The organism is Butyricicoccus sp. (genome assembly GCF_977037065.1).
This window is the reverse complement of sequence record NZ_CDRQNY010000010.1, coordinates 38,133-56,013: the sequence shown is the minus strand read 5'-3', so window position 1 is coordinate 56,013 and position 17,881 is coordinate 38,133. Positions and strand designations below refer to the sequence as shown.

Annotated in this window: 10 protein-coding genes and 1 CRISPR repeat array; of the genes, 2 read left to right on the top strand and 8 right to left on the bottom strand. The window is 56.6% G+C overall.

The annotated features are described in order from the left end of the window. The first annotated feature begins 17 nt into the window (after positions 1-17). Entirely contained in the window at positions 18-1,304 is a 1,287-nt protein-coding gene (locus tag ACWVX6_RS05320) for a vWA domain-containing protein (protein ID WP_455152563.1), read from the top strand. 266 nt (positions 1,305-1,570) lie between these two features. On the opposite strand, the gene ACWVX6_RS05315 is transcribed toward ACWVX6_RS05320, so the two are convergent. Further along, positions 1,571-4,747 (bottom strand): ATP-binding protein, encoded by a 3,177-nt coding sequence (locus ACWVX6_RS05315; protein WP_455152562.1) that lies wholly within the window; start codon positions 4,745-4,747, stop codon positions 1,571-1,573. A gap of 203 nt (positions 4,748-4,950) precedes the next feature. Between ACWVX6_RS05315 and ACWVX6_RS05310 the strand changes: the two genes are divergently transcribed. Further along, a complete protein-coding gene (locus tag ACWVX6_RS05310) occupies positions 4,951-5,907 on the top strand; it encodes a ketopantoate reductase family protein (RefSeq protein ID WP_455152561.1) in 957 nt (318 codons plus the stop codon). Between the two features lie 97 nt (positions 5,908-6,004). Here the strand turns inward: ACWVX6_RS05310 and ACWVX6_RS05305 are convergent, their stop codons facing one another. The 7 genes from ACWVX6_RS05305 to cas4 all read right to left on the bottom strand — a co-directional run bounded on the left by ACWVX6_RS05305 (position 6,005) and on the right by cas4 (position 17,880). Further along, complete coding sequence (locus ACWVX6_RS05305; protein ID WP_455152560.1) at positions 6,005-8,794, bottom strand: molybdopterin-dependent oxidoreductase; 2,790 nt, start codon at positions 8,792-8,794, stop codon at positions 6,005-6,007. Positions 8,795-8,814: 20 nt separating this feature from the next. Further along, complete coding sequence (locus ACWVX6_RS05300) at positions 8,815-10,359, bottom strand: sodium:solute symporter family protein (protein WP_455152559.1); 1,545 nt, start codon at positions 10,357-10,359, stop codon at positions 8,815-8,817. Between the two features lie 15 nt (positions 10,360-10,374). After that, the gene (locus tag ACWVX6_RS05295; RefSeq protein ID WP_119189831.1) at positions 10,375-10,644 is read right to left on the bottom strand and encodes a hypothetical protein; all 270 of its coding nucleotides are present in this window, start codon (positions 10,642-10,644) and stop codon (positions 10,375-10,377) included. Positions 10,645-10,691: 47 nt separating this feature from the next. Next, complete coding sequence (locus tag ACWVX6_RS05290) at positions 10,692-11,366, bottom strand: cysteine hydrolase family protein (RefSeq protein WP_455152558.1); 675 nt, start codon at positions 11,364-11,366, stop codon at positions 10,692-10,694. 242 nt (positions 11,367-11,608) lie between these two features. After that, a CRISPR array of direct repeats spans positions 11,609-15,750; the repeat unit is 32 nt; unit sequence ATTTCAATCCACGCTCCCGCGAAGGGAGCGAC. A 186-nt stretch (positions 15,751-15,936) separates the two neighbouring features. Beyond that, entirely contained in the window at positions 15,937-16,227 is a 291-nt protein-coding gene (gene cas2 / locus ACWVX6_RS05285; RefSeq protein WP_118730144.1) for a CRISPR-associated endonuclease Cas2, read from the bottom strand. 10 nt (positions 16,228-16,237) lie between these two features. Continuing rightward, positions 16,238-17,269: a type I-C CRISPR-associated endonuclease Cas1c gene (gene cas1c, locus ACWVX6_RS05280; RefSeq protein ID WP_118761651.1), complete on the bottom strand. Its 1,032-nt coding sequence runs from the start codon at positions 17,267-17,269 to the stop codon at positions 16,238-16,240. Continuing rightward, positions 17,266-17,880 carry a CRISPR-associated protein Cas4 gene (gene cas4, locus ACWVX6_RS05275; RefSeq protein WP_455152557.1) on the bottom strand — a complete coding sequence of 205 codons (615 nt, stop codon included), beginning with the start codon at positions 17,878-17,880 and terminating at the stop codon, positions 17,266-17,268. The genes cas1c and cas4 overlap by 4 nt, the downstream gene beginning before the upstream one ends. Position 17,881 lies beyond the last annotated feature (1 nt).

Sequence of the window (17,881 nt, the reverse complement as noted above, 5' to 3'; positions counted from 1 at the left end):
GTGAGGTGATGTTTTCTATGTCGCAGTCCTCCCGCTGGACTTCTATCGGGCGCGAAATCCTGTTTTCCGCCCGCACCGAACTGTACATGAATCTGCCGTTCCTCGATTCCGCGCTGGCGGCGCTGCCTGCGGCAGACGGTTACGATACACCCACGCTCGCTACCGACACGCGCGTGCTGTTTTTCAGCGGTGCCTGGCTGGCGCAGCAGTACGAGCGCTCCCGCGCGAACGTCAACCGCGCGTACCTGCACACGCTGTTCCACTGTCTGTTGCGGCACCCCGGAAAGACACGCGGACGCGATGCCGACCTGTGGGACCTTTCGTGCGATATCGCGGTTGAAAGCATGCTGGATTCGCTCGATTACCGCTGCCTGCAGGCCGAAAAGGTGTCGGTTCGGCGGCAGAATATCTACCGCGAACTGCGGGACGAGCTGCCGGTCCTGACGGCTGAGGCGGTCTATCGCCATTTTCGGCGCACACGGCTGAATTCGTATGACTGTGCCACGCTCACGCGCGTGTTTGCGACAGACGAGCACACGCTGTGGTACAAGGAGGACGACGATCAGCAGGAGCGCCGCTGGCAGCAGCAGGCCGAGCGCACGCAGACCGCGATGGAAACCGTTTTTGCGAACAAGGCGGAAGGCGGTCAGGCTGTGCGGGAGCAGCTTGCCGTTTCCACCCGTAAAACGACTGATTTTCGCGCGTTCCTGCGCCGGTTTGCCGCTCTGCGGGAGGAGGTCTCGGTGGATGCGGATTCGTTCGACTACGGCTACTACGCCTACGGGTTGCGTCATTTCGGAAATATGCCGCTTATCGAGCCGTTAGAAACGCGGGAGGTGCGGAAGATAGAGGATTTCGTCATTGCCATTGATACCTCGATGTCCACCTCCGGTGAACTCGTGCGCGCGTTCCTCAGCCGCACCTATGAGCTGCTGCAGGAGAACACCAGCTTTTTCCGGCATTTCAACCTGCGTATTCTGCAGTGCGACGATCAGCTGCGCTCGGACAAAAAGGTGACAAATGCGCGGGAACTTGCGGAATATATGGAGTATTTTGAACTGATCGGTCAGTCTGCGACCGATTTTCGTCCGGTTTTAGAGCACGTTGACCGCTTAAATGCCGAAGGTGCGTTCCGCCATCTGCGCGGCCTGCTGTACTTCACGGACGGACTCGGCATCTACCCGAAAAAACGTCCGAAGTACGATGCGGCGTTTGTCATGCTCGAAGGCGAAGCCTATCCGGATAAGGTGCCGTCCTGGGGGATTCGGGCGGTAATCAGCGAGGATGCGTTGGCCGTAGAATGAAAGTAGAATGAAAAAGGACGCTTTACGCGTCCTTTGAGGCTGTCGCGAAACTACAGTTTCGCCGACAAACAGGAACGGACCGTGGGCCGTTCCAAAGTCGTCCGAAAGTTCCTATACAGAAACTTTCTCCCTCCAGAAGTTCAAAAAGGGTGATACATGCTCCCCCTTTTTGAGCATTTGCAGAGCAAATGCTATTTCATGCGCGCTGCCGCGCGAAATGCTGAAAAAATGCTGACTATATGACTTTTCGACAGACTGAGGACGCTTTACGCGTCCTTTTTTGCAGTTCGGTTATTTTTCACCCATTCGGCGATCGTCTGCTTGACCTTCTTTATCTGCAGCGGCTTTGCCAGATGGGCATTCATGCCTGCGGCGAGGCACTTCTGTGCATCCTCGTAAAAGGCATTTGCGGTCATGGCGATGATGGGCAGCGTTTTCGCGTCCGGGCGGTTGAGCGAGCGAATGGTCTTCGTAGCGTCAATGCCGTTCATCACAGGCATCATTATATCCATGAGAACCGCGTCGAAGGTGTCCGGCGGATTGTTCTGCACGATTTCCACAGCCTGTTTGCCGTCCGTGACGACGGTTACGGTTGCTCCCTCGTCGGTCAGCAGGATCTGTGCGATTTCGGCGTTGAGGGCATTGTCCTCGACGAGCAGCAGCCTGCAGCCTGCAATGCTGATATCCGGCGCGGCATGTGCGTCCGGTGTCTGCTCGGGAGACGGTGCAATTTCAAACGGCAGGGTGATCACGAAGGTGGAGCCGACGCCAAGCTGACTCGTGACCGCAATCGAGCCGCCCATCCGGTCGACAAGCTCCTTGGTGATGGTCATGCCGAGACCGGTGCCGTGATAATAGCTGCGCGCGTCCTGCTTTTCCTGCGTGAACGGTTCAAAAATATGGTCAACAAAGTCCGGACTCATGCCGATACCCGTATCCGAAATCGTCCAGCGGTAGATGCATTTGCCGTCCTGTTCACCGAGCGAGTCCGTACGGGTGGTGATTTTACCGCCGGGACGGTTGTATTTGATGCAGTTGCTGTAAATATTGAGAAAAATCTGCCGCAGATGCAGCGGACTGCCGTAAATATACGGGTACGGAATGATGCATTTGTCCTTTTCGTACTCCCACTCAATGCCGGCTTCTTCGGCGCGGCCGACGATAATGGTAATGATATCGCGGGTCAGCTCCACCAGACTGATGCGCTCGTGCGTGAGGACTGTCGTGCCCTCCTCCAGTTTGCTCATCTGCAGCACATCGTTGATGAGCGACAGCAGGTGATTGGCGGAAATCTGCATTTTTTTGTGATTTTCCAGCAGCAGCGCCTTGTCATCAAAGTGGGTTTTGTCCACCTGCAGCAGACCGATAATGCCGTTGAGCGGTGTGCGGATATCGTGACTCATGCGCGAGAGAAATTCGGTTTTGGTGCGGTTCGCAATACGCATTTCATCGAAGGCGGCCTGCAGACGGGCGTTCTCTTGCTCGTCGCGGGCGTGCATCTGCGAGGTATCCTGCAGCAGGATAATCGCCGTGACCATCGGCATTTCGGCATTGATTTCCGGATCAAACACGGTGGTCTGCGTCATCAGCGCAGTTTTCTGTACCCAGCGGATAGCGCCGTCATCCTCCTGCACGCAGTACTCCACCGTGATGTGTTTTTCACCGGCGGCAAAGCGCTTGAGCAGACGGGCACTGGTATCTGCCGTGCGGTAGCTGCCGAGTGTTGCCGGTGTGACGCGCTTGCGGTACTCGTCGCAGTAGTCGCGGTAGGAGCAGGGAAGCGGGTAGTCGAGGAACAGCGCCCGGTCCGAATCATTCTTGCCCGCAGGTGAAATGTTGCGCTCGAGGGTGTCGCGCGTGAGGTTTACCGTGTAGATTGTGCCCGCCATATCGAGCAGCGCGTCCACATAGCTGTCGTTCTCAAGGATAGACTGCTTTAGCTGCTCGTAGTACAGCGTCAGCTGCTCCTTCGGGTCGATGGCTTGGTCGACGTTCAGCCGGATGGTCTCGAACGCGAGGATAAAATGATGCAGCCTGCCGTTTTCATCCCAATCGACCGGCAGAACGGTCAAACGGCTGTAGCGGCTTTCATCGGCCGCGTTGTACTGCAGTTCGAGGGTATCCTCTGCGCTGTGCAGGCTGCGCTGCAGTACGTCAAGCTGCAGCGCAGAACGGACGCGGCTGCGCTCGCTTTTAGCAGCCTGTTCCTCGGCAATCTGCTCGACGGCGCTGGTGTAGCTGCCGTCCGATGCCAGAAAAAAGCTCTCGCACGCGCGGATGGTGCGGTAGGTGTCCAGATGCGCATCGCAGTACAGACAGTCGGAAAAGCTGCGGTGCAGGCGGTTGACCTGCTTCAGCAGCTGAAAATCCAGCCGCTTTTCGGCGGCGGCTTCCTCGCGCTTGACGTGGTTTTTGTTGATGTACATGTTTTTGTCCGCAAGGTCAAACAGATCGCGCATATTGCTGTCCGGATTGTCCGATGCAAGTGCAAAGCCGGCCGCATAGCTGAGCGGTGTATCCGGGTGCTGTCGGGACGCCTCGGCAAGCTGTTTACGGACATGGGAAAGCAATTTCTGCAGCGCATCGGCATCCGGTCCGTGTGTTATCGCGAGGAACTCATCGCCGCCTGCACGGCCGACAAAATGCTCCTCGGGCATGGCCGCACGCAGCGCGACCGCAAATCGCCGGATGTATGCGTCACCGGCCTCATGGCCCATGCTGTTGTTGATGCGGCGCAGATTATTCAGGTCAAAGCTGCACACGCCGGTTTCTGACGCAGGCAGCGTCGGATCGTCGAGCAGCTCCTCGCACTTGTTCTTGTTGGGCAGGCCGGTCGCGGCATCCAGATAGACCTTATGCTGCAGAGCGCGGTTCATCGCAGCCGTGCGCAGCGCTTGAAACAGCTGGTAGCCGATCAGCAGCATGAGCACGACGATATCCGCTGTGATGTACTTCTCCAGAATGGAAAGCGAGGTTGCCTTGCGCTGTGAGTACGCCTCTGCCAGACCGGTCGCGTCATTGCAGATGCCGAAAAAGGTTTCGCTGATGGGAATGATGTCCGTGTTATTTGAGCCGACTGCGCGCACGCGGCCTATCTCCTGCTTGAGTGCTTGAAAATAGTCATCCAGCTCCTGCATTTTGCTTTGGAAGGCATCATTGTTTAGCCGCACGAGGTTGAGCTCGTCGCTGCCGAAGCGCAGTCCGTCGATAAACGCGTCAATATCTGCGATCATGCCGTCCTGCGGCTGACCGGAGATTTCCAGCTTGACGATACGCTGGGTCTTGCCGCGCACGAGTCCGGCGTAGTTGATGATACGCGCGGTGCCCTGAATACCGGCAACGAGGTTCATCATCCAGACAATCAATATAGCCAGCACGACTGCCAGCGCGCCAATGGCGGCGTTGACGATGCCGGTGCTTTTCTTTTTGGGGTTGCCAGCCATGTGCAATGACCTCCTTGCAGGCTGTCGAATTTTGTCGAACAAATTAGACGGGTGAGAATATATAAAATCATTATATCGTGAAAAGGGAACAGATGCAATGACAGAAGCGGAGAATCACGCGCTTCACAGAGATATCCACAGACTTGTGGATACATTGCCGATTTTGTGCTATAATGCAGAAAAAGCAATCGGAGGAACAGAGGATGAAGCTGCGTTATATGATTATCGGTGCCGGTGGCGTTGGCGGACCGGTAGGCGCGTATTTGAGCAAATCCGGTGCGGATACCACGCTTATTGCACGCGGAAAGCATCTTGCGGTCCTGCAGGAGCACGGCTTGACGCTTGTATCCGGAGAAAAGGAGCGCGAGAGCATTCCGGTCAAGGCGATCGACATGGACGGCTTTCTTGCCGCGAGGGAGCAGGGCGCTCCCTCGCCGGATGTGATTTTCGTGTGTGTCAAGGGATACTCTCTCGCGGATACCGTACCGTTCATCCGCAAGGCAGCAGGCAAAGACACGGTAGTTATTCCGGTGCTCAACATCTACGGCACAGGCCGTATCCTGCAGGAGGAGTTACCTGAGCTGCTCGTCACAGACGGCTGCATCTACATTTCGGCCAACCGGATTGCGCCGGGTGTCATTCAGAAGCACGGCGCAATCTGCCGTATCGTGTACGGACTGCCGAGCCACAAGACCGACCATCCGGTGCTGCAGCAGGTCGAGACAGACCTCAAAAACGCCGGAATCGACCCGGTTTATTCTCCCTATGTCGAGCGCGACACGCTGCTCAAATTTGCATATGTGTCACCGAATGCGGCCTGCGGACAGTATTATCACGCGAAAGCTGCGGAAATACAGCATCCGGGCGAGGTGCGCGACAGCTTTGTGCGCCTGATAAAAGAGGTCGCTGCGATAGCGAACAAGATGGGTATTCCGCTGGAGAGCAGGCCGGGGGAACTGGTCGAGCGCAACCTGCGCATTCTGGACGCACTTGCACCGACTGCGTCTACCTCTATGCAGCGCGATATGGAAGCCGGCAAGCAGTCCGAGGTGGATGGTTTGATTTATCAGGTTGTGCGTCTGGCAGAGCAGTATGGCGTGGATGTGCCGGAGTACCGCAAAATCGCAGAGGCGGTAAAAAAACAGACGGAAAATAAGTGAAAACGGCAAAGACCCGGAATCTTCCGAAGAAAGATTCCGGGTCTTTGCGCTATGGGTGGTGATGCTGTTTCGACTGTCATTGTCAACAACGACAATTTCACTGCACACCGTCCGATGGACGGTGACATTCGCAATCCTTTTCGAGCGCCTGAAGCTGCTGCTCCATGGTCGGCACCTCGCACTTGCCGGTGCGGATGGCCTCGAGCACGACCTCGGGCGACGCAGGAACCTTATTGATGCGCACGCCGATGGCACGCGACACGGCGTTGAGAATCGCCGGTGTGACGGGCACGGTCGCAACCTCGGAAATGCCCTTGGCACCGAACGGGCCCTGCGGTTCCGGGTCCTCGATTAAAATAATCTCGTAATCCGGCGTATCCTCGGCACGCGGCAGACCCAGCTGACGGTACAGCGTCTTGACCGGATAGCCGTTTTCCGTCGGATAGCCCTCGGTCAGTGCGTAGCCCTGTCCCATCGAGCAGGAGCCGTGCATCTGTCCCTCGATGATATGCGGATTGATGGCGCGGCCGACATCGTGCGCCGCGATGATTTTGAGCAGACGAACCTTGCCGGTCGCCTTGTCCACCTCGACGATAGCGGCCTGCGTGGCATACGCATACGCCGGAAAGTTGCGGTATTTTGCACCGCGCTTTTTTGCGCCCTCAAAATCGCCGATGGCGAAGCAGGGGTCGGATGCATAATAGTATTCCGCGCGGCGTTCTTCGCCCGGCCGCCACGGACGGCTGTCTAAATCCTGCTTGAGCTTGACGCACGCCTCATATACCGCACGGCCGCCGCACAGCGTCTGACGCTCGGAAACCGATTCACCGGTGGGGATAGTCAGCTCGGTGTCGCCGTTGGTGATGTAAATATTTGCGATATTCATGCCGAGCGTTTCCGCCGCGATCTGCGTCATGGCTGTGCGAAAGCCCTGTCCCATATCCGTGCCGGAAACGATCATGTGCAGGCGGCCGTCGCCCTGCAGAATCAGCTTGCACGCGCCGTCATCGGTGAAAATACCCTTGCCGACACCGACATTCTTAAATCCCGAGGCCATGCCCCATCCAAGCACCTTGCTGCCCTTGGGATACTGGCCTTCGTATTCCTTGAGTGCTTTTCGCAAACTTTTTTCGCATTGATTGATGGTATCCATCATACCCATGCTGTATTTGAGCACCTCACCGCCGACCGAGGTCGCACCCGGATAGACGGCATTGCGCCGGCGCAGCTCAAACGGGTCGATACCCAGCTTTTCCGCCATCATATCCATCGCGGTCTCAATCGAAATCGCCGCCTGATTGATGCCGTAGCCGCGAAACGCGCCGCCCTGCAGATTATTGTTGCGGATCGCCGAGCCTTCCACCTTGACATTGGGAATGATGTACGGGCCGCCGCTCATCAGCGCGCCGGTCATCAGCGTGCCGTAGCTTTCGCATTCGTACGGGCCGCCGTCCGAAAACATGCGGCAGTCCAGATACTGGAACTTGCCGTCCGGCGTAAAGCCGATCTCGTAATCCGTATGGTAGCCATGGCGTTTGGTGGTGAGGATCAAATCCTCCTTGCGCGTCAGCGTAATCTTGACCGGCTTGCCGCAGGCATGAGCGGCAACAACCGCCGGTGCTTCGAGAAATGAGTCGCATTTTTTACCGAAGCCGCCGCCGAGCGGCGTCACGATAACGCGGATATCCTCCTCCGGCTTGTCCAGAATCTTTGCCAGCATACTGCGGATTTCAAACGGCGCCTGTGTGCAGGAATAGAGGATCGTTTTGCCGTCCTGCACCATGCCGATAGCCGAAACCGGCTCCATGCAGGCGTGCTCCTGCGGCTCGATATCCTTGGAGACATTGAGCTTGACGATGCCCGTCCGCTGCTTTGCCTGCTCCACATCGCCGCTGACGCGGCCGGTGTGTACGATGAAGCTGTTTTTAAGGTAGCCGTCCGCCATGGTGTAGATACCGGGCAGTTCTTCATAGTCGATTTTAACCAGTTTGGCGGCCGCTCTCGCGTGCGCCGCCGTATCCGCGACAACCAGCGCGAGATGGTCACCGAGAAACCGCACCTCATCCGTGCAAAAGACCGGCTGCTCCGGCGTCCATGTGCCGACCTTATTCATGCCGGGCACGTCAGCCGCCGTCACGATGCGCACCACGCCTTCTGCCTGTTCGGCGGCGGAGTAGTCCACTGCGTTGATCTTTGCGTGCGGCGCCGGCGCCCAGACAAATGCACCATGCAGCAAAGTATCTGTGCCGATGTCCTCAGCGGTGAGGTCGTCGCAGAATTTCAGTTTGCCGCCGGTCTTGTCCATGCCGTCCACATCCCAGACCGACTTGCCGACCGCGGAACCGGTGATTTCGGGCACGACCTGATTTTCACCAACCACAATAACCGTGCTTTCGTGGCTGCGGAAGCTGTCAATATCCGGATCTTCTCCGCGCAGCCGCGCCGCTGCCAGCTTGACCGCCTCGATAATCTTGACATAGCCGGTGCAGCGGCAGTAGTTGTTTTTCAGTCCGTCGCAGATTTCCGGCTCGGTCGGAGCCGGATGGTGCAGCAGCAGCGCTTTTGTCGCCATCACCATGCCCGGTGTGCAGAAGCCGCACTGCACGGCGCCGACATCAAGAAACGAGTGCTGAATTACCTGCAGCATGGTGTCGTTCGGTGCGTTTTCGATGGTCTCGACGGCTTTGCCGTCCAATCGGTGCACGAGCGTCACGCACGAGCGTGTCAGCCTGCCGTCCACCAGTACGCTGCACGCGCCGCAGTGACCGGTGCTGCAGGCTTCTTTTGTGCCCTTCATGCACTTTACATTGCGGAGATATTCGAGCAGAGTGCGGTTTTCGCCGTCTTCTATTTCAATTTGTGTGCCATTGAGCGTAAATCGTATCATGGGATTTCGCCCTCCTGCTGTTACTTGATTTTTGCTTTGATGCGCATGAAGCGTCTGTGACCGGAGTCAAGCGCCTCGTAAAAGTCCTCGCTGTCTTTCGGGTCATCCTTTGTCAGCTTGGAGACCACATACATCAGCACGAACGCGGTCGCCAGACCGATCGTGCCGTACCACACATAGCCGAGATCCCAGACGAAGAAGGTCAGGCAGATGATGATCGCACCGACCGAAATCGAGGTGATAGCGGCTTTTCGGGTTGCCCACTTGCAATAAATGCCGAATACCAGTGCCGGGAACAGCGATTCGACCAGGGAGTCCGCGAAAATCATCAGATTGTAGACGTATTCCCAGTGCATGAGCGATACGGCAACCGTTACGGCACCGAACAGCAGAATCACCACGCGGATAACCGAAGTTTCGGAGGCCTTGAACCTGCAGTGGCCGATGCCGACGAGCAGATCCTTGTAGATGATAGAGGACATGACCATCAGCAGCGCATTTGCGGTGGACAGACCGACCGCCAGTACGCCGATGAGGAACACGATCATCAGAATCTGCGCGAGCAGACCGTGCGTGCCCGCGATGATGTTGCACATATACGGGATAACCAGTTCGGTCTCCGAGCTGGTCAGATTCGGCATGGCAGCCAGTGCTACCAGACCGATGAGCATTGTGCCGCCCCAGACAATGATCTGCAGGAACGGTGCAAGGAAAGCCATCTGACGCTGGTCCTTCAGACCCGCGCTGTAATAGCCCGAGCGCACAAAGACCTGCGGCAGCAGCAGCGTGTAGCCGAACGCGCACGCAAGCGGATAGCTGACGCGCGACGGATAGGTGCAGATACCGATCGGACCAGGGTAGGAGAACCAGTCCGGCGTCTGCACACGGACGGTCTGGAACGCCTCGATGATCGAGCCGTTGAATACGATCTTGAGCGTTACGAAAATAATTGCCCACAACGCCAGAATGAAGAACCAGCCCTGTACAGCATCCGCCAGTGCGGTGGATTTTACGCCGCCGAGCATGACGAATACCGTCATGATAATGCCGCAAATGAGCGTAAACGTCTGCGAGGATACCGCGCCGCCGGTGGCCACCTCAGCCGCGCGTCCGCCGGCTACCAGTACCGCCGAGATAAACGGCACGGCGCAGATAATGTAAACGATGTCGATGATAACGGTCAGCGCCTTGGACTTGTAGCGGCAGAAGAAGAAATCCGCCGGAGTGGTGAAGTGCTTCTGCTGGTTGACCAGCCATACCTTGGTCATTGTAAAGTAGCAGATGATCGGGAACATGGAGTAGATGCACATCTCCGAGAAGAAGTAGCCCAGTCCGTAGCGGTAATATGCGCCCGGGCCTGCGAAAAATACCCAGACGCTCATGCAGGAGGCGATATAGGTCATGACCATGACCGGCCACTTGAACCGGCCGCCCTGCAGATCGACCTTGCCTGCGTCACGTTTTTCCTTCCATGTGGTGTAGCGCGCGATGGCGATTAAAAATAGAAAATATGCCGCAAAAACGATCCATACCGTTTTGCCTGAAAGTAAACCCTGTGTTGTCATTTTCTCTGTTATCCTTTATTTGTCCGATTCTTTTTGCGTTTCGGAAGCGGCAGGCGTCATATTCTCTGCCGTTTTGTCCTGTTCCTCATCCTCAATCAGAGGGTATTCCTTCTCGGTCAGCTTGCAGCCGATATACACGGACAGCACCGTGCCGACAAAGCTGATCAGACCGTGTATGATGCAGGCGGTCTCGCTGCCGTAGGGGGGGAACCCCGGGAAATTATAGAATACCCAGAAGAACAGCACAGACGCCAGCCAGATTTTCTCTGTTCTGCCGATTTTCATTTTGTGTCACCTTGTTTTCTTGTTTATATGTAATTTCAGGTATGCATTTAGTCCTGAGAGCGCCATTCATCCAGCAGCGTATCCGAATCCACGACCAGTCCCAGATGCAGCGAGATCATGCGCAGCGCAGGCTCTTCGAGGTGCTCGGAGCCGCGGGTGAGGTCGCGCGGCACGACGACGCGGAAATCGCGGTTTGCGGCATCGAAGGCGGTGTTGATAACGCAGCAGTCGGTCATGCAGCCGGTGAGCACCACGCGGCGGATGCCGAGGTTGCGCAGCAGCAGCTCCAGATCGGTCGGATAGAACGCGCTCAGGCGCTTTTTGGTCGTTACCATGTAGTCCTCGTCGTGTACGTCGATGGACATTCTGTTCCAGCGTGTGCCCTCGATGGCGTGCTCTGCGATGTTGGGAATCTCACCGACCGTAACCGGAAACACCATGCGCCACGCAGACGGAAACAGTTTTTCGTCTGCGCCACCCTTACGCAGCGTTGAGCGGACATGAATGATCGGCAGACCGAGCGCGCGTGCTTGGTTCATGAAATGATTGAGCGGTTCGATGATCTCGCGTCCTCGCGGAGACGGACATGGACAGTCCGGATCGGTTGACAGGTGTCCATCGTGCATGTCGATCGTAATGACAGCCGTGTCGCGGCGATTAAGGAAAACCTGCTGTAATTGCTCCGGAACCTCCTTTTCGATGCTGTCAAAGTATGCTTTCATTTGATTTTTCTCCTTCCCCGGCAAAACGCCGCAGCAATCTGTGCGGCGCTGTCAATAGCGGTATTGGAGTTATTATAGCACATGTGTCATGACATGTGCAAATGTTTTGGTCGGGCGGGTGAAAGATTGTAAGGGTGGGGGACTGGGGCGAGGTTGGGCGGGAGGATGGTGGTGCGGCTATCTGTGTCGATCCCGAGAAGGGAGCGACATCACCGTTTGGTGACAGGTCCCCACCAAACGGTATTTCAATCCACGCCCCCACGAAGGGAGCGACCGCTGTCCATTTTCGCGCAGAAAACCAATGTTGACCAATTTCAATCCACGCTCCCGCGAAGGGAGCGACACCACCGCAAAGCATAGATACCAGCCAACCTAAATTTCAATCCACGCTCCCGTGAAGGGAGCGACGAGGAAACGACGATGGGTCTCGACGTTACGATTAAGATTTCAATCCACGCTCCCGCGAAGGGAGCGACTATCAAATTCATTGTCGGTTTCATCAAGCTGCTTACGATTTCAATCCACGCTCCCGCGAAGGGAGCGACCCGGTTGCAAAGTCGGCGCGGAATACTGTGAAACAATTGCAATCCACGCTCCCGCGAAGGGAGCGACATACCGCGCAATGCCTGAGCTGTGCAGCGGCTCATTTCAATCCACGCTCCCGCGAAGGGAGCGACGCGGTTCAGCCCGCCGTTCATGTCGCTGTGCATGGACATTTCAATCCACGCTCCCGCGAAGGGAGCGACCTCGGCGCCCAGCAGGACGCGCGTCCTGAACAACAATTTCAATCCACGCTCCCGCGAAGGGAGCGACCAGCATACCGCACATCAGTGACCCCAACACCAAAATTTCAATCCACGCTCCCGCGAAGGGAGCGACGGTCAGCACGCCTAAATCCTCGGGCAGCCGATCGATATTTCAATCCACGCTCCCGCGAAGGGAGCGACCCCAAACGGTCAGCCATTGCCGTAAGCGCTTTGATTTCAATCCACGCTCCCGCGAAGGGAGCGACACCGTGGTCTTTTTGTAGGTCTCCAGATAATCTGTATTTCAATCCACGCTCCCGCGAAGGGAGCGACCGCACACCGGGCGTATGACTAAGGACATGGCGGACATTTCAATCCACGCTCCCGCGAAGGGAGCGACCCGAACGCAGCGATTTTATCGAGGACTGCATCGCAATTTCAATCCACGCTCCCGCGAAGGGAGCGACGACTTCAGTGCGGCATGCTGTGCTCGTGTTACCTATTTCAATCCACGCTCCCACGAAGAGAGCGACTTAATCGCCGTGCAGAACGCTTCGGCACAAGCAATTTCAATCCACGCTCCCACGAAGGGAGCAACACTCTTACCACTACCCGGAGTGCCGGAATACAAATATTTCAATCCACGCTCCCGCGAAGGGAGCGACGGAGGTGGAAGAATGGTAGCACCGCTTGATGCAATTTCAATCCACGCTCCCGCAAAGGGAGCGACGCTTAATCCGCCACCCAATGCGCCAAGAAGCGACATTTCAATCCACGCTCCCGCGAAGGGAGCGACCTGCGGGTCTGAATCCTGCCGACTACGCCGACATATTTCAATCCACGCTCCCGTGAAGGGAGCGACCCCTGCTCACGCAGAGCCTCGAGTGCTCGCTCGAGATTTCAATCCACGCTCCCGTGAAGGGAGCGACGACGAGCATCCCCGCATCTGTAAGCGCACTGATGATTTCAATCCATGCTCCCGCGAAGGGAGCGACAGAACGAATGGTAAGAGTGTAATACTTCTCACCGATTTCAATCCACGCTCCCGCGAAGGGAGCGACCTTACGGTTACTATGATGAGCGTATTCACGGCGGCATTTCAATCCACGCTCCCGTGAAGGGAGCGACCTGCGCCGCACCGCCGTCTGTGCCGTTCGGTACATTTCAATCCACGCTCCCGCGAAGGGAGCGACTTCTGGCGGCACGCGACTAGCCGGCGCAGATGCTATTTCAATCCACGCTCCCGCGAAGGGAGCGACCGCGTGGCCTGCTCGTCCTCATCGTCTGTCTTGGAATTTCAATCCACGCCCCCGCGAAGGGAGCGACGGTTGAAAACCTCCAACCGGGTACTTACCGCGTATTTCAATCCACGCTCCCGCGAAGGGAGCGACGCTTGACCCGTCCGAGGTCGAGCAGCTGACGAAAGATTTCAATCCACGCTCCCGCGAAGGGAGCGACGCTCCTCGGCAAAGCCGCTATCAAGCAGCAGGACATTTCAATCCACGCTCCCGCGAAGGGAGCGACTGGACGCGGCCGAGTTGGAGCGGCTGCACCGTGACATTTCAATCCACGCTCCCGCGAAGGGAGCGACATCGCTGCGCTGTTCGTCCGATTCTTTCGTGATAATTTCAATCCACGCTCCCGCGAAGGGAGCGACGGTATCCGACCCGATATAGCCGGTCGCGGTCGCAACATTTCAATCCACGCTCCCGCGAAGGGAGCGACTCTATTGCCTTGCGGCGTGTCCTTATCGAGATACCGATTTCAATCCACGCTCCCGCGAAGGGAGCGACAATATACACGTTATCAATTCCTACCCCCTTAGTAATTTCAATCCACGCTCCCGCGAAGGGAGCGACTTGTGCGGTCTGCAACTTTTTGCGTCTGTGCGGATTTCAATCCACGCTCCCGCGAAGGGAGCGACCGACAAGACCCTGGGGAACTACCGCTGCAACCTCATTTCAATCCACGCTCCCGCGAAGGGAGCGACTTTTTGTTGAGACTCGTAACCGGACTGATTATAGAATTTCAATCCACGCTCCCGCGAAGGGAGCGACGTTTACTTCGTTCGCGGACCGTATTTCCGCCTCTATTTCAATCCACGCTCCCGCGAAGGGAGCGACGTGCTTGTCGCCGTCCTCGACCGGACTCATATTATTTCAATCCACGCTCCCGCGAAGGGAGCGACGTGCTTGTCGCCGTCCTCGACCGGACTCATATTATTTCAATCCACGCTCCCGCGAAGGGAGCGACTCCGTCTTCTGATTTCCGTATCAGATTCTATGATATTTCAATCCACGCTCCCGCGAAGGGAGCGACCTATTACTGGGATAACTCGCAAATGTCAGTTAAATTTCAATCCACGCTCCCGCGAAGGGAGCGACTTGATAATATCGCATTAACTCGGCTCGGCTGGTATTTCAATCCACGCTCCCGCGAAGGGAGCGACGCATTATTTCCGGTCGGCGGTTTTGTATTTGATCATTTCAATCCACGCTCCCGCGAAGGGAGCGACCCCTGCGCTCCTTCTTGTATCTAATCCAATCTTATTTCAATCCACGCTCCCGCGAAGGGAGCGACCTCACAAGCCTTGTAATTGGCTCTCAACAGGATGTATTTCAATCCACGCTCCCGCGAAGGGAGCGACGACCGTATTATTCGAGTTTGGAATAGTGGGTCAAGCATTTCAATCCACGCTCCCGCGAAGGGAGCGACATAGCGATCTGTTAGAAAGTCTAAGCTGACTTTATTTCAATCCACGCTCCCGCGAAGGGAGCGACACAGCACCACCAACGCAAGCAAAAGCGCGTGGATATTTCAATCCACGCTCCCGCGAAGGGAGCGACTTCATGCGCTGACCGTACCACTTCTCGACCGCGAGATTTCAATCCACGCTCCCGCGAAGGGAGCGACTTCCAGGAAGTCACCCTCGTTAATCGTCAGCGCGATTTCAATCCACGCTCCCGCGAAGGGAGCGACATGCGACCTTCGCCCATTTTGCCGGATACGGTAAATTTCAATCCACGCTCCCGCGAAGGGAGCGACATGAAAAGCATTGGGTGCGTTGCGAAATTGTGATATTTCAATCCACGCTCCCGCGAAGGGAGCGACGGTACAACACTGTACACAAATTCAGCTTCCAGATTTCAATCCACGCTCCCGCGAAGGGAGCGACGCAAGCCGTTTTCGCGTATATCCGTTGCGTTCGCATTTCAATCCACGCTCCCGCGAAGGGAGCGACGGCTTTGCCGATGCCGAATCCCTTCTTATGCGCAATTTCAATCCACGCTCCCGCGAAGGGAGCGACCTTACCGCCACGCTTGCCGCCCTCGGCCACGTTATTTCAATCCACGCTCCCGCGAAGGGAGCGACAGCGTCCTCCAGAGCCGAAACAAACTCATTCCGATTTCAATCCACGCTCCCGCGAAGGGAGCGACGCAGCGTGTGATATCGTGGAGAGGTGCGGAGCATATTTCAATCCACGCTCCCGCGAAGGGAGCGACCGGCGTATACGCGCAGCAGCGCAGCAGCTTGGCTATATTTCAATCCACGCTCCCGCGAAGGGAGCGACTTGACACGCTGACGGACACTGACAGCGCACAGGGGATTTCAATCCACGCTCCCGCGAAGGGAGCGACAGCAAAAATCACCAAGACTATCCCCGATGATCTTCGCAAAATAAACAATTGCAATAACAGTTTTGCATAGAATCGTGCAAAATACAACTGCAAAATTGACATCCGATAAAAGTATTGTATATATCCTATCGGAAATTCCGGTGCGAAGCGCCGACGCTTTTCGGTTCGCTTACACTTCGCACCGCCTTACACCATGAGCACGCCTTCCGGCTCATAGCCGCGTTTCGTGCCGAAATGCTCAATCTTATTCTCATACTTGCTGCCGAGATAGTAAAATCGCAGACTGTCCAGTTCATCATCCATAATGGAGCACAGCTTCTGCTGCAGCATACGGCACTGAGCCGCGTCAATCAGGCATTCAAACACGGAATTCTGCACACGCTGTCCATAATTGACGCACTGCCTGGCAATTTGCCGCAGGCGTTTGCGCCCGGCGGCTGTTTCGGTGTTGACGTCATAAGTAATCACAACCAGCATATTCGGCACCTCATTTCCACAAAAACGGCGGATAATCGTCCAGATCGCCGCGCAAATAGCGCGTCAGCAGCAGTGCCTGCGCGTAGGGCACCATACCCCAAGACAGCTTTTCCTCAAGGTATGGGTGACGAATTTCCTCGCGCTTTTTCTCCTGCCAGCCCTGTAAAAAGATTTTGCGGGCGTTCTCTGAGAGATAAACCGCACCGTTCTCCTGCACTTCAAAATCCTTCGCGGAAAACCTGCCGAGATTGACAGCCGAAAGCACAAAACGGTCTGCAAAGCACGGCCGAAGTTCTTCCATCAAATCGGCGGCAAGAGACTGCCGGCCCGGACGGTCGGTGTGCAGAAAACCGACATAGCTGTCCAGTCCGACGGCTTCCAGCGCAGCGGCGCAGTCGTTCGCCAACAGGGAATAGGCGAACGACAGCAGCGCGTTGCATGGGTCGAGCGGTGGACGGCGCGAGCGTCCGGTGAACGAAAACACGTCTTTGTGGTTGAGAATCAATCGGTCGAATACATCGAAATAGATGGCCGCACCTGCGCCCTCCAGTCCGCGCAGAGAGCCTGAATCAGTCTCTGCCTGCACCTGCGGCAGCAGCGCTTTCAGCTTGGCGGAGGCGGCTTTGAGCGCTTCTGTGTCCACGCGCATGGCGTGGTCGCGGCAGGTGCGTTCAATGCTCCACCGCGCGTTGTAAATCTTGCCGAACACCATCATGCGGGCAATACGGCAGGCTTGTGGTGGGTCATCCGCCGTACGGTATTGTGTGCGTCGAAGCAATACATTACCGTTGCTCACGCCGCAGGTTCGCGCCAGAAACCGCCCGCGCGGTGTGCAGAACGACAAGCTTACATCTCGCTTTGCACATGCGCCCATGAGTGCCGGAGACGCGCCTGCATAGCTGAAGCTGATAATTCCGGCGAGGGCATGGAGCGGAAACCGAGCCGTTACCTGCTTCTCGCGGTTGACGACAACATTTTCGCCATCGAGCGTTAAATATGCGTCCTCTGAGGTGACAAACAGCGTGTTAAGCAGCTTTTTCATTCCTCCATCGCTCCTTTCAGGTAGCCGGAGACAGGTTTCGCCTTCATCAGCTCGGGCAAACACAATTCCTTGAGCGAGCAGGCCGAGCAGCCTTTCTGCGGTTTCACCTTAGGCGTGCAGCCGCGCCGCAGATAGTCGTGCATTTCGGCAAGGCTGTCGCGTACACGCTGCCGCAGTTCGTCTGTAAATTCGACAGGCGTCCGTCGGCGCGGTTCACCGTAGAACAGCGCACCGTCGGAAATCTGACAGCACAGCATTTCCTCAAGACACATCGCCTGACCGCACAGCTGCAGCTCGTCCGCGTCGTGCGGCTTGGGTTTGCCGCGCTTGTATTCGATTGGAAACGGCGACCACAGTCCGTCTCGTCCCTGCAGGGCAACGCCGTTTTCCGAGTGATGAAATTCTACCACATCGCATTCACCGGACACACCGAGTACCGCAGAATGGATACGCATGGCACGAACAATCAGCAGGTCGCCGCGGCTTTCTGTGCCGCCGCCGTGCGCCTTCTCGTGCAGAATCGAGCCGTCCACCGTGCGGTAATTCTCCGCCCACTGATGCTCTACATGGATGAGCGCCCATTGCCGACGGCAGAATGCGAAATGCTGCAAA